At 46.9% G+C, this 14,578-nt stretch carries 10 protein-coding genes; 2 read left to right on the plus strand and 8 right to left on the minus strand.

The genetic code is table 11. The features are described from left to right. Both PFJ30894_RS09035 and PFJ30894_RS09040 read right to left on the minus strand, forming a co-directional pair. Complete coding sequence (locus PFJ30894_RS09035; protein WP_125669631.1) at nt 1-711, minus strand: carboxymuconolactone decarboxylase family protein; 711 nt, start codon at nt 709-711, stop codon at nt 1-3. A 14-nt stretch (nt 712-725) separates the two neighbouring features. Further along, the gene (locus PFJ30894_RS09040) at nt 726-1,208 is read right to left on the minus strand and encodes a (R)-mandelonitrile lyase (protein WP_197714930.1); all 483 of its coding nucleotides are present in this window, start codon (nt 1,206-1,208) and stop codon (nt 726-728) included. A gap of 184 nt (nt 1,209-1,392) precedes the next feature. Between PFJ30894_RS09040 and PFJ30894_RS09045 the strand changes: the two genes are divergently transcribed. Then, entirely contained in the window at nt 1,393-1,821 is a 429-nt protein-coding gene (locus tag PFJ30894_RS09045; RefSeq protein WP_197714931.1) for a MerR family transcriptional regulator, read from the plus strand. Nucleotides 1,822-1,963: 142 nt separating this feature from the next. Here the strand turns inward: PFJ30894_RS09045 and PFJ30894_RS09050 are convergent, their stop codons facing one another. Together PFJ30894_RS09050 and PFJ30894_RS09055 are read right to left on the minus strand one after the other, a co-directional pair. Beyond that, nucleotides 1,964-2,515 (minus strand): IbrB-like domain-containing protein, encoded by a 552-nt coding sequence (locus tag PFJ30894_RS09050; RefSeq protein WP_125669633.1) that lies wholly within the window; start codon nt 2,513-2,515, stop codon nt 1,964-1,966. Further along, nucleotides 2,512-3,834, minus strand: coding sequence for a phosphoadenosine phosphosulfate reductase (locus PFJ30894_RS09055; RefSeq protein ID WP_125669964.1), 1,323 nt, complete (start codon nt 3,832-3,834; stop codon nt 2,512-2,514). The genes PFJ30894_RS09050 and PFJ30894_RS09055 overlap by 4 nt, the downstream gene beginning before the upstream one ends. A 370-nt stretch (nt 3,835-4,204) precedes the next feature. Between PFJ30894_RS09055 and PFJ30894_RS09060 the strand changes: the two genes are divergently transcribed. Further along, nucleotides 4,205-5,551: a pyruvate carboxylase subunit B gene (locus tag PFJ30894_RS09060; protein WP_125669634.1), complete on the plus strand. Its 1,347-nt coding sequence runs from the start codon at nt 4,205-4,207 to the stop codon at nt 5,549-5,551. Between the two features lie 52 nt (nt 5,552-5,603). On the opposite strand, the gene PFJ30894_RS09065 is transcribed toward PFJ30894_RS09060, so the two are convergent. From PFJ30894_RS09065 to PFJ30894_RS09080, 4 genes are all read right to left on the minus strand, one after another. Beyond that, on the minus strand, nt 5,604-9,842 hold the full coding sequence (locus PFJ30894_RS09065; protein ID WP_125669635.1) for an acyl-CoA dehydratase activase-related protein: 4,239 nt from the start codon (nt 9,840-9,842) through the stop codon (nt 5,604-5,606). A gap of 375 nt (nt 9,843-10,217) precedes the next feature. Further along, complete coding sequence (locus PFJ30894_RS09070; RefSeq protein WP_113077697.1) at nt 10,218-11,879, minus strand: nucleoside kinase; 1,662 nt, start codon at nt 11,877-11,879, stop codon at nt 10,218-10,220. A 65-nt stretch (nt 11,880-11,944) separates the two neighbouring features. Beyond that, on the minus strand, nt 11,945-13,192 hold the full coding sequence (locus PFJ30894_RS09075) for a pyridoxal phosphate-dependent aminotransferase (protein WP_125669636.1): 1,248 nt from the start codon (nt 13,190-13,192) through the stop codon (nt 11,945-11,947). A 45-nt stretch (nt 13,193-13,237) separates the two neighbouring features. Next, on the minus strand, nt 13,238-14,464 hold the full coding sequence (locus tag PFJ30894_RS09080) for an aspartate kinase (RefSeq protein ID WP_021717860.1): 1,227 nt from the start codon (nt 14,462-14,464) through the stop codon (nt 13,238-13,240). Nucleotides 14,465-14,578 lie beyond the last annotated feature (114 nt).

Consider the following 14,578-nt stretch of genomic DNA (forward strand, 5'->3'; position numbering starts at 1 on the left):
TTATTTTTGCAGTAATAAACTGTCCAAAACCCGCTGTGCATTGCTGCCTGTTGCAGGGCCCGCTTTTTTATCCAGCAGCCTTACTGTTTCCTGCAGCTGCTCTGCGCTTATGCCAGTATTCATACTGACGCGCATATGCGAAGTCAGCTGGGCATTGACATTACCGATGCCTGCCAGCGCGCCGACTGTTGCCAGTTCTCTTTCCTGGCGGTTCAAAATATCACGTTCAAAAATATCGCCAAATAGATGTTCTTTCAGAAAGACGCCGATCACCGGAGCAAAATCATAGGTTCTGCCTGCCACGGGGCGGCCTACCAATTCGGTTTGAGTTTTTTCACCAATAGCATAGCGGTCACGTTTAGGATCTACCGGTGTTGCGTCACGGCCGATTTCATCGACGATACCGGCAGCCTTACGTTCATCTAAAACAGCGATCAAAGTATTGATGCCGTTCAAACTGCGCGGAAAACCGCAATAGGCATACATTTGTACTAAAACCTCTTTCACTTCATTGACAGTCATTCCATTGTCCAGAGCCTCGTTGAGCGCCGTTTTTAGATTAGACAGGTCGCCCTGGGCGGTAAAGGCAGCTACAGTAACGATACTGGCCTGCTTAGCAGTCAGCGCTTTTGCAGCAGCTGCTTCACTATTGCCGTTAAAACCTGCCATACACACTGCCAAAGTCAATAATAATAAACTTTTTTTTAACATTTCCTCACCTCATTTTATTTAGGATACTGCCTGTCAGTTACCGTTTCCAGCCAGGTAACGCCTTCGTCACTGACTTCAGATACCGCAATATGCGACATCGATGTATTGGAAGAAGCTCCGTGCCAATGCTTGACGCCCGGCGGACACCAGACAACATCGCCCGGGTACAGGGCAACTATTTCCCTGCCCCATTCCTGCGTATATCCAAAACCTTCTGTGACGATCAGCGACTGACCTGTAGAATGGATATGCCAGTTAGTTCTTGCTCCGGGGGTAAAGCTTACTACTGCAGCGTAAGTTTTCGAAGGGCTGTGGGCACTGAACAGACTGGTGGCCCAGGCTGTGCCTGTAAAATTTTTAGGGTTCGCCTGCACCGTCGCATTACTGCCGGCTTTCGTAACTGTCTGCAGCCCGGCGGTTTCCGCAGCGGCGACACTGCACAGCAGCAGCATCCCGGCAGCCGCTGCCATGATTTTTTTAGTTTTGCTTTTTAACATTTCTTCACCTCTTTTTATTTTTGTCTAAACCTGATAAAGCAATTTACTTTTTTGTTTTCATTTGTTATAATCAGCATAAATCCTCGAGCTAGCTCGAGGTCAAGGGTGTTGTTTGTGAACTATTTGTAAAATAAAACTCTGTTGGCTTGTTTGCTTTAGCACGGCTCTTTTAAGGAGGTAAATCATGAATTATACTATCGGCGAATTATCCAAAATAATGAATGTTTCTATCCATACCCTGCGTTATTATGATAATGAAGGACTGCTTCCCTTCGTACAGCGCAAACCGAACGGCCAGCGCATCTTTACCCATCGCGATTTGATTTTTCTTAATATCATCGAATGTTTAAAATCTACCGGTATGCCTTTGAAGGAAATAAAACAATATATAGAATGGTGTATCGAAGGTATGCCGACGGTACCACAGCGTTATGAATTATTTTTAGAGCGCAAAGCTATCGTAGAAGAACAAATAGCACAAATGCAGAAAATACTTGCAACAATAAATTACAAATGCGATTTTTATAAAAAAGCGATCGAAACAGGTAAGGTCGATATTTGCGAATCGGAACGTCAGCTGTTAGCGCAGAAAATTTTAGACGGAACGCTTTGAGCGTCTTACTTCCTGCTGCCCGTTCTCGCTCTGTTTCATAGTAAGTATATTTTTAGACAACGTTATAAATCCAGGCATAAAAAAACAGACATTCATTCTGAATGTCTGTTTTTCGTTAAATATTGAAACACCATGCTGCTACTTATTTCTCAACTTCTTCCCACTCGTCCTGCAAGTCATTTTCAATCGCTTTCCAGGCTCTGCCGAACTCTACTTCTTTAAAGAGAGCTGTCAGCCCGGTAATTTGTTTCAACCGCAATATTTCATCTTTGTCCATACCCAGATGCTTGGAGATCCAGGCATCCGAACGTCCCAGCTCATGCAGCTCGCTGATGATGTTGCTCATGAGGTCGACATCATGGGAACCCCTGGCCCGGTTATGCCTGATCGTACTCGCCATCCGGCAGTCGATGGGCTTATCGATGACCGATACCGGCAGCTTGCCGCCTTCCCGTTCGTAAATATCCTGATAGTCCAGCATAATGCGGTAACGGTGAAAACCGTCGACGATTATATACAGATCTTTTTCGTTGTCATAATAGCAAACGATGGGCATAGTGTAACCGTCTTCCTTGATGCTGTCATACAGCAGCTTCAGTTCCGGCGGCGCCACAGAGTTCGGATTATAGGTATTAGGCTCGATTTTTTCGATCGGTACAGAAATTATGTTGTAAACAGGACTGCTGAATTTCATTTTTCATCACAAACCTTACTGTATTTTTTCTTCAGAACATCTACCAGTTTCTGCTGCTGACGCGTCAGACCAAAGCCCATAAAGCGGCACAGGTGGTCGTTTTTCAGGATGCAGAAGCACATCCTCTTCCAGCTGGGGATATCTTTGGTAGATTTGATGTTGTCGGTATGGTCAGGTATTTTGCCGATAAAAACAATGCGGGAGTTTTTCATGACGGTGTAATTGGAAACGCCGTTGCGCCGGATATTATATCCGTGTTCCTCCAGTTCGCGGATAGTTTCTTCTTCCAGCCCGCCGCCCACTGTATGCCAGAATTCAATTGAGGTTTTGAATTTTTTGATATAGTTCTGCCTGAGCCTTGACGGCAGTGTTGCCAATAAAAAGCGGGTATATGATTCCCAGGTATGCCCTTCCGGCAGTGTGATATTTTTATAACCCATAGCTTTCGTTTTGCCATAAATAGCACCGAAATTAGCGCCCCGTACACGGCCGATAAGCTTGACCCAGATCTGAGGGTCGATGACCCGATACAGATTGAGGCTGTCTTTAGCATAATCATTGAAGGGCGAAGCAACACGCATTTGATCGGGCTTAAGCCCTGCCATATAATAAAGGTCGTACAGACGGTTATAATCATATTGAAACGTATAATTGGCGTGCCAGACATCGCTGGTACTCCAGTCATATATAGGCGAAGCCACCCAGACATTTTTGAACTGGTTGCTGATCCAGCAGGTTTCTTTGTAACCGTATTTTCGGTTCAAAAAACCGCTGTAACGCTGCAGCGATTCATCAGCGCGAATACCCAGCAGGCACACTGTTTTCTTATCGCCGTGCGCAATACGGTACCACCTGCCAAACTGTTTGGCCAAATCTTCCTGATGCATACGGTAACGATATGTCGTCATCGGGTTATTTTTGATGTTGATCACATATTTATGCTGAGGCATCGGCCTGACCCAGGCATCTTCTTTGGTGTTGTCCCAGGGATACCAGTACATTTCGTAGCTGCTGAGCGCCGTCCTTGTCGCCATCGGCAGGCAGACCCAATACGGCTCCACATCTTTTTCGATCCGTGCAAAGGTCCTTTCGACGTATTCTGTGGTAGCGCTGTACTGCGCTTCAAAATCCTGATGAAAAACGCCGATGCGTTTATCCGGATAATGTGCCTTTTGAAAATCAAGCACCAGATTGAGCAGCAGACCACTGTCTTTACCGCCGGAAAATGATACAAAGATATTATCAAATTCCTCAAACAGGAACTTTAAGCGACGCTGCAGCGCTTCATATACATTTTCGTTTAAATATTCCCTTTTCATCATAATTCTATCCCTAGACTTTCAAATTTATATTCATTGCAATAATAATATATTATATATTATATGTCAGTTCGATTCAACACACCCGAAACAGTCTTTATCAATAGCTTTAAAGCTGCTGCAAAGGTTACTTTCAAAGGCATTTTACTGTTCTTGCGTGCATAAAATCAGAATGCAGATACCTGACGAAAAAATTTTTTGGTGCTTTTATAAGGTCAAATTATATTTTATGATGTTTGTTATTATAAATATTTAAAAAGCCTTCTAATTAATAACTTTTCCTGTGTATGCAGTATTTTGTATCTTTTAATTTCGACTGCACTGTGCTAAAATAACAGTAAGGATATTAGTTATTACAAGGAGGTTTGTTATGAATACCACACCTGTTAAAATCGTAGAAACTGTTCTGCGCGATGGTCATCAGTCTCTGGCGGCTACCAGAATGCGTATTACCGATATGGTTCCTGTTCTGGAGGAACTTGACGATATGGGCTATTATGCCCTAGAGGCCTGGGGCGGCGCTACTTTTGACGCCTGCCTGCGCTTTTTAGATGAAGATCCGTGGGAACGCCTGCGTACTTTAAAAAAACATTTACCCAAAACACCGATCCAGATGCTGCTGCGTGGTCAGAATATTCTGGGCTACAGCCATTATGCCGATGATGTTGTAAAAGAATTCGTTAAACGTTCTGTCGATAACGGCGTTTCCATTATCCGTATTTTTGACGCTTTAAACGACACCCGCAATATGGAATGCTCGATGCGTGCCGCTAAAGAAGCAGGCGCACACGTACAGGGTGCTTTTGTTTATACTATCAGCCCCTACCATAAGGACGAAGACTTTTTAAAGGTTGCCCAGGAGCTGGTGCAAATGGGCGCCGATTCGATCTGCATCAAGGATATGGCAGGACTGCTGTCGCCGTATAATGCCGAAAAACTGGTACGTACGCTCAAATCGCAGCTTACCGTGCCGATCGATATCCATACCCACTTTACCAGCGGTATGGGCGATATGACTTACTTAAAAGCTATCGAAGCCGGCGTCGATATGATCGATACCGCTTTATCTCCGTTCGCACAAAGCACCGGCCAGCCTTCTACCGAGGCTATCGTCGCTACCCTGCAGGGGCAGCCCCGTGATACCGGTATCGAACTGAACAGGCTGCATAAGGCTGCCGATTATTTCCGCGGCGTCAAAACACAGCTTGTTAAAGATTTTGGCCTGAACGACAATATTCCCATCGATCCTAAGGTACTCACCTTCCAGATCCCCGGCGGTATGCTGTCGAATCTGCTGAATCAGATGAAGGAAATGGGTTCTGCCGATAAATATCCAGAATTACTGGAAGAAATGCCGCGTGTACGCGCCGAGCTTGGTTATCCGCCGCTGGTGACACCTACCAGCCAGATCGTAGGCTCTATGGCTGCTTTGAACGTCACTTTAGGCCGTTACAAGATGATCCCGAATGAAGTCAAAGACCTTGTGCGCGGAAAATATGGCCGCACACCTGCGCCGATCGATCCTGAAGTCAAAAAACTGGCTATCGGTGACGAACCGCAGATCGATCATCGCCCTGCTGACGATATTGCGCCGCAAATGGAAAGCCTGAAGGCTAAACTGGCTGCTGCCGGCTATCCCAACGCCGACGTCGACGATGTTTTATCTTATGCCCTGTTCCCTGATGTTGCTTTAGCCTATTTCAAAAAACACCGTTGACCTGAATACACAAAAGCCGTATGTCATAAGACATACGGCTTTTTTATGTATTTTATGCGTTTATGGCTTTTTCTTCTGCCTGCTGCAGCTTTTCTTTTGCTATTTCCAGCATCAGCTTGATCCTGTTCATTTGATTGACCTGGCTGGCATCAGCGTCACAATCAAGCGCAATGATATTCGCCTGAGGATCAGTGCGCAGAAGCTCGCGGATCATGCCCTTGCCGGTAACATGATTCGGCAGGCAGGCAAACGGCTGCAGGCAGACGATATTATCTATGCCGCTGCGCAGCAGCTTGGCCATCTCGGCAGTCAGCAGCCAGCCTTCGCCGGCCATATTGCCGGTAGAAAGATGTTTTTCTGCCAAAGCGATCAAGGCCGATAAAGGTTCATAGGCACTGAAACGTTTACTCTTTTGCAGCGCTATATTCAGCGGCTTGCGGTAATAATCCAAAAACTTCATAAATAATTTGGACTTGATCACATTGCCCAGCGTTCCGTCCAGCAGACGGCGTTTGACCTGTTCGTCATAAGCCGCATACAGGAAGAAGTCCATCATATTCGGCAGTATGACTTCGGCGCCTTCAGCTTCAAGATAGCTGACGATGTTATTGTTGGCAACCGGATGATATTTGACCAGTATTTCGCCGACGATGCCTACCTTGGGCTTGCGCACATTATCACGCAGCGGCAGCACATCAAAGGCAGCAGTCACCCGTTTGATCGTCTGTTCAAATGATAAGCCAGTCAAGCCTGCCAGGCTGTCCTTGCAAAGCTGTGACATCAGTTTATACAAAGCATCGGCCGCGCCCTTTTCCTGCTCATAAGGACGTACGCGATGCAGCAGCTGCATCAGTAAATCGCCATACAGCAAGCCTTTGACCATATCCTTCAGCAAATGCCACGACAGCGAAAACCCATCGCTTTTTTCACCATACAGCGAAAAAACAGGTATACTGCCAAGCCCTGCATCACGCAAAGCGCGGCGCATCAGAGCGATATAGTTGGTCGCGCGGCAGGCGCCGCCCGATTGGAACAGAGCGATACTGGTTTTATTCAGGTCATATTTTCCCGACGTCAACGCCCGCAGCATCTGGCCAATAACCAGGATTGCCGGATAACAAATATCATTATTGACATATTTCAGACCTAAGGCTACTGCTTCCCGATCCGGCAGCGGCGCGATCTCCAGCTTGTATCCGGCACGGCGCAGAGCAGTTTCCATAAACTGGAAGTGCACTGGTGAAAGCTGCGGCGCCAGGATAACGTGTGTATTCCGCATTGTTTTTGAAAACGACGGCGGTATATAAGCAGGTATGTCTGTTTCCTGATGTTTATCAATACGTTCGCGCATGGCCGCCAGCAAAGAACGGATACGGATACGTGCGGAACTGATATGGTTGATCTCGTCGACCTTCAGTAAGGTATACAGCCTGTGATGACGCTCTAAAATCTCTTTTACTACGTCTGAGGTGATGGCATCAAGCCCGCAGCCGAAGGAACTGAGCTGAATCATCTCTAATTCCTTATGTACAGCCACAAATTCTGCTGCCCGATAAAGCCGGGAATGCCACGACCACTGGTCAACAACTACAGGCAACTGCCCTTTAAGGCTTTCCGGCAGGTCGGCAACCGCATCTTCCGAAATGACTGTTAAACCAAAGGAGGCGATCATCTCCGGCAAACCGTGGTTGATTTCCGGATCTGCGTGATACGGACGCCCTGCCAAAACTACGGCATGCCCATGCCCGTCCAGCACTTTTTGCAGCAGCTTGTGCCCCATATCTCTGATTTCCTGCTTGTAGCTAAGCTGTTCGGTACGTGCTGCCTGTACGGCAGCTTCCAGTTCCTTATGCTTCAGGCCTTCCTGACGGAAAACTTCTGCCAGACGTTCTGCCAGGCGTTTATCATGGTACAGCGGCAGGAATGGATGCATAAACTCAACATCGGCCGCCCGCAGCTCTTCCATATTGGCGTAGACACTTTCGGCATAGGTTGCTACGACCGGGCAGTTATAGCAGTTATTGGCTTTCTGACATTCTTTTTCATTGTAAGGAACACAGGGATAGAAAATCTTTTTGACCCCTTTTACCAGCAGATCATGGATATGTCCATGCACCAGCTTGGCCGGATAACAGAGTGAGTCGGAAGGTATGGAGGCCATGGCCGATTCGTACAATTCCTTTGACGACGGGCCCGACAGCTCGACCCGATAGCCCAGCCGGGTAAAGAGCGTGAACCAGAAGGGATAATCCTCGTACATGTTCAAAATCCGCGGTATGCCGATGACACCGCGCTTAGCGGCTTCTAACGGCAGCGGTTCGTAATCAAAAACCCGGTGGTATTTATATGCATACATATTAGGCGCGCTGGTATTGGTCATTGGCAGCCCCGCACCGCGCGGGCAACGGTTGCCCGTATGAAACACTCCTGCCGGGAAGTAGTGAGCAGTTACCAAACAATTATTACCGCAGCCGCCGCAGCGATAGCTTTTACTGCGGTAGTCAAAAGCAGACAGTGTTGTGGCATCTACCAATGTCGATTTTTCCAGACAGCGGTCGTGCGCCAGCAGCGCAGCGCCAAACGCACCCATCAGCCCTGCAATATCCGGTCTGATGACTTCTTTGCCTGTCAGCTGTTCCATAGCACGCAAAATAGCATCGCTGTGGAAGGTGCCGCCCTGCACGACGATGGTATCACCAAGCTCGCCTGCGTCACGCAGACGAATAACTTTATAAAGCGCATTTTTAACAACGGAAATAGCCAGCCCGGCTGCAATATCGCCAATGGCCGCACCGTCCTTCTGCGCTTGTTTTACTTTAGAATTCATAAAAACAGTACAGCGTACACCCAAATCAACGGGTTCTTTAGCTGTTAAAGCCAGCTTGGCAAATTCACCAGCGTCAAGCCCCAGCCCCTGCGCAAAGTTTTCGATAAAAGAACCGCAGCCGGCACTGCACGCTTCATTCAGCATCAGGCGGTCAGGAATACCATTTTTCACAAAAAAGCATTTGATATCCTGTCCTCCGATATCGATCAAAAAGGAAACCTGCGGCGCAAAAAACTGTGCCGCCCGTAAATGTGCTACGGTCTCAACTTCTCCGAAGTCAGCGCCAAAAGCGACCTTCATCATTTCTTCACCGTAGCCGGTAACAGCCGCTCCGCCGATCACAGCCCCAGCAGGCATTTTTCCGTACAGATCCTTTAAGGCAGCAGCGGCGATCTGTACCGGATTGCCGTTATTACCGCTGTAATAAGACCACAGCAGTTTGTTATCCTCTGAAAGCAATGCCATTTTTAAAGTTGTCGAACCGGAATCGATACCCAGATAACATTTACCGTTATATGCGGCCAAAGCTTCACGCTCTACCTGATGCTGGGCATGTCTGCAGCAGAATTTTCCATAATCAGCTTCATCTGCAAACAGCGGCGGCAGTTTTGCCACTGCGTCCAGCGGCGCATCGTTCACTTTTGCCAGGGCCTGCAGCAGCTTTTCTTCGTTAAAAATCTCGCCGTCCTTACCTGCCAAAGCAGCACCGATAGCGACGAAGCAATCCGCATCTTCAGTTATCAAAGCTGCGTCAGCCTGCAATTTTAAAGTAGCAATAAACTGCTTGCGCAGCTGCGGTAAAAAGTGCAGCGGGCCACCCAGGAAAGCAACTTTGCCGCTGATTGGACGTCCCTGCGACAAATTGCCGATCGTCTGATGAACTACCGCCTGCAAAACCGAGCCGGCAATATCTTCTTTAGAAGCACCGTCGTTGATCAGGGCCTGCACATCAGTTTTAGCAAAAACACCACAGCGTGAGGCGATCGGATAAATACGCTTGCAGCGTTCTGCCATACTGCCAAGTCCGGCAGCGTCAGTACCCAAAAGCGATGCCATATGGTCGATAAACGCGCCTGTGCCGCCGGCACAGACACCGTTCATACGCTGTTCCGACGAACTGCCCAGCCAGGTTATCTTGGCATCCTCACCGCCTAATTCAACTGCTGTTTCCGCTTCTGGCAGCAAAGAACGAAGCGCCGCGCGACAAGCAATAACCTCTTGTACATGCGGCACCCCCATACGTTCGGCAAATCCAAAACCAGCCGAACCGGTCAATATCAACGAAAATTCCCTGCCGTCAATAATAGCGAGAATTTTCTGAATCTCTTGTAAAAATGCAGTGCTGGGATCTGACAAATGGCGAAAATAATCTTTAAAAATTATTCGCTCCTTTTCATCTAAGACCACAAATTTGATCGTAGTCGAACCAATATCGACCCCTAAATGATAAATCATCTTCTGCATATAAAATCCCCCTGTCAGGAAGCAGCGTCTCTTCCTGTAGCCACAAAACTTAAAGTCAAAGTCCCCAATGGTTACAAACCTGCTTTAAGCCCGCTGTTTCTGCGCTTTATCCCCTGTATAAGCAATCATTTGCAAAGCATATTTATTTCTGTTACTTAATTCAATAAAAGGCAGCTTTTTTATAATTATATACCTCTTTAACTGGTATTATCAATGGTTTCGGCAACAAAAAGCAACAAAAATACTCCATTTGTCGGATTAATAAATTACAAAATATCAAGGATAAGTAAAAACAGGATTTTACCAAATCTCTATGGATACATATAGAAACGGCAGCTTTTTTAAAAAGCTGCCGTTGGTGATGCTTTTATTCAATTACAGGGCTTCTTTAAAGGCGCTGCCGCCCACAAATTCACGTAAAATAGAGTTTTTGGGAATCAGCTCTTTATCCAGCGGTGTCACATGGCTAAGCAGTCCAAGCAGTCTTTGCGCGTTAGTATAGACCGCTTCTGTTTCCGGTACGCCCTGCAGCAAAGGCTCGGCATACTTTTTCAATACTGCAAACTCATACACCAGTGTGGTATTAAAAATAATATCTGCTTCTTCCTGGAATGGGAAAATATATTTTTCTTCCCCACGGCGCACATCGTCCCACAGCTTCAAAGTCATCAGCGCGTCATGCGAACGGAACTGCGAATCACGCACCAGCCGGCGCAGCAAACGCATATCGGTAGTCTGGATACGGTTGTAATCATCCAGCGACATCGGCGTCAGGGCACTGATATAGACTTTCAGTTTATTACGGGCCGGAACAACGGCAGAAATACGTTCGTTCAAGCCGTGGATACCTTCGACGATCAGCACAGAGTTATCGCTCAAAGTCAGCTCACGGCCACGGTATTCGCGCAGTCCGGTACGGAAATTGTATTTGGGTATTTTAACTGTTTCACCTGCCAGCAGACGCTTCAAATGGTCATTGAATAATTCCAGATCGATCGCTTCGACGCTTTCAAAATCATAAGATCCATCCGCTTTGCGCGGTGTATTCAAACGTTCTTTATAATAATCGTCCATCGATATCGGCACAGGTCTGAGACCATTGACTACCAGCTGGATGCTCAATCTTTGTGCAAAGGTCGTTTTCCCTGAGGAAGAAGGACCGGCAATCAACACGAGATGTACGTCTTTGCCTTTATCAGTGATTTCATCAGCTATGGCGGCGATCTTTTTTTCATGCAGCGCCTCAGCCACCTGAATGATCACTCCGGCATGGTCCTCTTTTATAATGCGGTTCAGCTTGGCAACAGTATTGCATTGCAGCATAGTTGACCATTCTTCCATCTCGTGGAACATTTTATTGAGTTTGGGGCTGTCAACAAAAACATCCAGTTCGTTCTGACCCGTTTCCGGATAATTGATAACGATGCCGTTTTCGTAGTTTATCAGTTCAAACAGCTTCAAATAACCGCAATCCGGCAGCATCGGCCCGAAAAAATATTCCATATGGCCCTTCAAGGTATAACAGGTCAGCAGTAAATCATCATCAATAGCGTGCAGCAGCTCCAAGCGGTCAGCTTCGTTCCGCTCGCATAAAATTTTTTCAGCTTCTTTTTTATTTATATGTTTATAAATGATCGGTTCAGACTTGGCTGCCAGCTCTTTCATATAGTCTTCCAAGGCCTTTAAATCGTAGTTGCTGAGTACGATATCGTTAGTGATTTCGCAAAATAAAGCGCTGCCCAGGGAATTACGGGCCTCAATTTTTACTTCCGGCCGCAGCTCTTTGATAGCTACCAGAAAAAGGAACAGCAGGCTGCGCACATAAACGCGCATCCCCTCCTCCGTATCCAGCGTTATAAAATCAACTGTACCATTTTCAAAAACAGGCTTTTGCAGATCAGTACCAATGCCATTGAAAATACCTTCCACGATCGGGCTTTGATAGTTAGCAGCAAAGTCTCTGCTGACTTCCAACAGCGTCGTTCCTGCAGGATACTCTCTGATAATATTGTTGGGTAATGTCAATTTAATTTTCATAAATACTCCTTATGGGAAAAAAGACCGGAACTTTTTTAGCTCCGGTCTTTGATTGTTATCAATGCTTATTTTTCTACAGCCTGCATTGCAGCCTGTACTTTTGCAGCCATACCGGCGATCTTTTTAAGCGGTACTGCGCAAACGGCAATACGTACACCTGCAGCCAAAGGAACAGCAAAAATATTGTCTTCGTGCAGTTTATCACAGATAGCATCGGGATTTTTTGCCGGAATGGACAGGAAGAAGCCTGCTACATAAGGCAGCATCGGCAAGCCGCATTCTTCGGCTTCTTTTGTGAACAGGTCGGCACGTGCTTTGATCATTTGATAATAATCGTCACGCTCTTTTTCGGTAGCGGCAAGCAGTTCCGGGTCACTGTAAATATTAGCCAGAGTTTTCATTGCCGGACGGTTGATGTTGGACCAGGTCGCACGGCTGGTATATTGGTTGATGGCGGCAAATTCTTCAATGATTTCCTTAGAAGAAGAAACGCCGATCATAGCGCCGGTGCGCTGGCCATAAAGTGTAAAGCCTTTAGACATACTGTATGCCACAATACTGAGAATGTTAGCAGGCAGATTAGAAAGCTTTTTGAAGATCTTACGAACTTCTTCTTTTTCGCCGGCATAATCAATATATGCTACGTCTAAAAGCAGCGTTACAGTTTTATCAGTACCTGCAGTCGCTTCTTTGATGATGTCGATAACGCCCTGCAAGTCTTCTTCACTGAGGCTGTAGCCAGTAGGGTTATGAGCCGGAGTGTTGATCATGAGCAGCAGGCTTTTCTGTTTGCCCAAAATCTCATTGACTTTGGCTTTTAAAGCCGGCAGATTGTATTTATTATTTTCATCCAGCATTTTATAAGTATCCAGCTTACGTCCCATATCCTGACACAAAACCTTATACGGTCCCCAGTACCAGTCGGATGTCAGCGCGGTTTCACCTGCGTCCATATAGTTCCAGATAGTATGATGGATAACACCTGTACCGCCGGCAGTAGCAACAGCGGCGATATAGCCTTCAGGACTGGAAGTGCCGAAAGCAGCAGTAATAACTTTTTCAAGATAATCAGGCAGTCCGGAAATAGGAGCGTAGGCGATCAGCTCGTTTGTCGCAAGACCACGGTAAACCTTTTCGATAGTCGGCAGACAAACAAGTTTTTCATCTTCGTCTAAAATAGCGCCGATAGTGGCATTGGTTACTTTGTCAGCACCGTATTTAGCTGCTGCGGCAACGGCAGCGGCATTAGCGCCGAAAATTTTATCCTGGGCAGATTTTCCTTTAGCATGATTAGCTGCAATACTAGTGATCATTGGTAAAAGGCCTCCTTAATTTATATAAGTAACTTTGCTTGCTTTTTATTTTGCGCCTTCCGGGAAGAAATGCTCGTGGATAGCGTTCACAGCGGTTTTAACGTCCTTTTCCGGCACCAGGCAGGAAACGCTGATCTCGGAAGTACTGATAACGTCGATATTGACGTTGGCTTTAGCAAGCGCACCGAACATACCTGCGGCAATACCGGGGCTGCCCAGCATACCTGCGCCAACGATAGATACCTTGGCAACATTGACTTCAATGTCAGCTTTATCAAAATGCATCGTTTCCTTCAGGCTTTCAATAACGCTCATCGCTTCTACCATATCGGTTTGGGTAACGGTAAACAGGATGTCATTTTTATGGTCGGTAGCGCTTGCGCTTTGAACGATCATATCGACATCGATATTGGCTTCAGCCAGAGCCGAGAAGATTTTATAGGCAATGCCCGGTTCGTCGCTGACACCGCGAACGGCGATTTTTGCGACATTAGTATCGTGCGCTACACCGCGAATAACAAAGTTTTTCTCTTGCACTGTGTATTCCTCCCTAATAATAGTTCCGGGTACGTCGTTAAAGGTAGAACGTACATGGATGGCAACGCCGTTGTGCTCACCATACTCTACGGCGCGCGGCTGCATAACGCCTGCACCCAGGCGGGCCAGTTCCAGCATTTCCACAAAAGTGATCTCGTCCAGCTTCTGCGCTCCCGGTACGATACGTGGATCAGCGGTATAAACACCGTCCACGTCAGTATAGATATCGCACATATCAGCTTTCAGACCTGCCGCAATCGCAACAGCAGTAGTATCGCTGCCGCCGCGGCCCAAAGTTGTGATCTGTCCCAAGTCAGTAATGCCCTGGAACCCGGCAACGATAACTATCTTGCCTTCGTCCAGAGCCTGCTTGACCTGACAGGCCTGTACGTCTAAAATACTGGCTTTAGAATGCTTATCGTTCGTTTTGATACCAGCCTGAGCACCGGTAAAGGATACTGCGGGCTGTCCTTTGGCACAGAAAGCACTGGCCATCAGGGCAATGGAGACCTGCTCGCCTGTCGCCAGCAGCATATCCAGTTCTCTTTTCGGCATTTCGGGATTGACTTTAGCAGCTAAAGTCAGCAAATCATCAGTATGGTCGCCCATAGCGGAAACAACTAAGACGATTCTGTCGTCCGGTTGACGTTCGCGCAGAATCCGGTCAACGATACCATGCATCTTCTCAGGTGTCGCAACCGAGCTGCCGCCAAACTTTTTCACTAGTGTAGCCATTTACTTCCCCCCATTTGTTAACTTGCTACCCGGAAAAATCCATTCCAAGCGCACAGAAAGCATATATTTTCACTAACTATTATCACATTATTTAGTCTTTCGGTCAATATCTTC

The organism is Phascolarctobacterium faecium (genome assembly GCF_003945365.1).
GTDB lineage: Bacteria > Bacillota > Negativicutes > Acidaminococcales > Acidaminococcaceae > Phascolarctobacterium > Phascolarctobacterium faecium.

What these genes read in the sequence shown, in the direction of transcription:
- PFJ30894_RS09035 (WP_125669631.1), bottom strand. Translation starts at nt 711, where the DNA reads ATGTTAAAAAAAAGTTTATTATTATTGACTTTGGCAGTGTGTATGGCA.
- PFJ30894_RS09040 (WP_197714930.1), bottom strand. Translation starts at nt 1,208, where the DNA reads ATGTTAAAAAGCAAAACTAAAAAAATCATGGCAGCGGCTGCCGGGATG.
- PFJ30894_RS09045 (WP_197714931.1), top strand. Translation starts at nt 1,393, where the DNA reads ATGAATTATACTATCGGCGAATTATCCAAAATAATGAATGTTTCTATC.
- PFJ30894_RS09050 (WP_125669633.1), bottom strand. Translation starts at nt 2,515, where the DNA reads ATGAAATTCAGCAGTCCTGTTTACAACATAATTTCTGTACCGATCGAA.
- PFJ30894_RS09055 (WP_125669964.1), bottom strand. Translation starts at nt 3,834, where the DNA reads ATGAAAAGGGAATATTTAAACGAAAATGTATATGAAGCGCTGCAGCGT.
- PFJ30894_RS09060 (WP_125669634.1), top strand. Translation starts at nt 4,205, where the DNA reads ATGAATACCACACCTGTTAAAATCGTAGAAACTGTTCTGCGCGATGGT.
- PFJ30894_RS09065 (WP_125669635.1), bottom strand. Translation starts at nt 9,842, where the DNA reads ATGCAGAAGATGATTTATCATTTAGGGGTCGATATTGGTTCGACTACG.
- PFJ30894_RS09070 (WP_113077697.1), bottom strand. Translation starts at nt 11,879, where the DNA reads ATGAAAATTAAATTGACATTACCCAACAATATTATCAGAGAGTATCCT.
- PFJ30894_RS09075 (WP_125669636.1), bottom strand. Translation starts at nt 13,192, where the DNA reads ATGATCACTAGTATTGCAGCTAATCATGCTAAAGGAAAATCTGCCCAG.
- PFJ30894_RS09080 (WP_021717860.1), bottom strand. Translation starts at nt 14,464, where the DNA reads ATGGCTACACTAGTGAAAAAGTTTGGCGGCAGCTCGGTTGCGACACCT.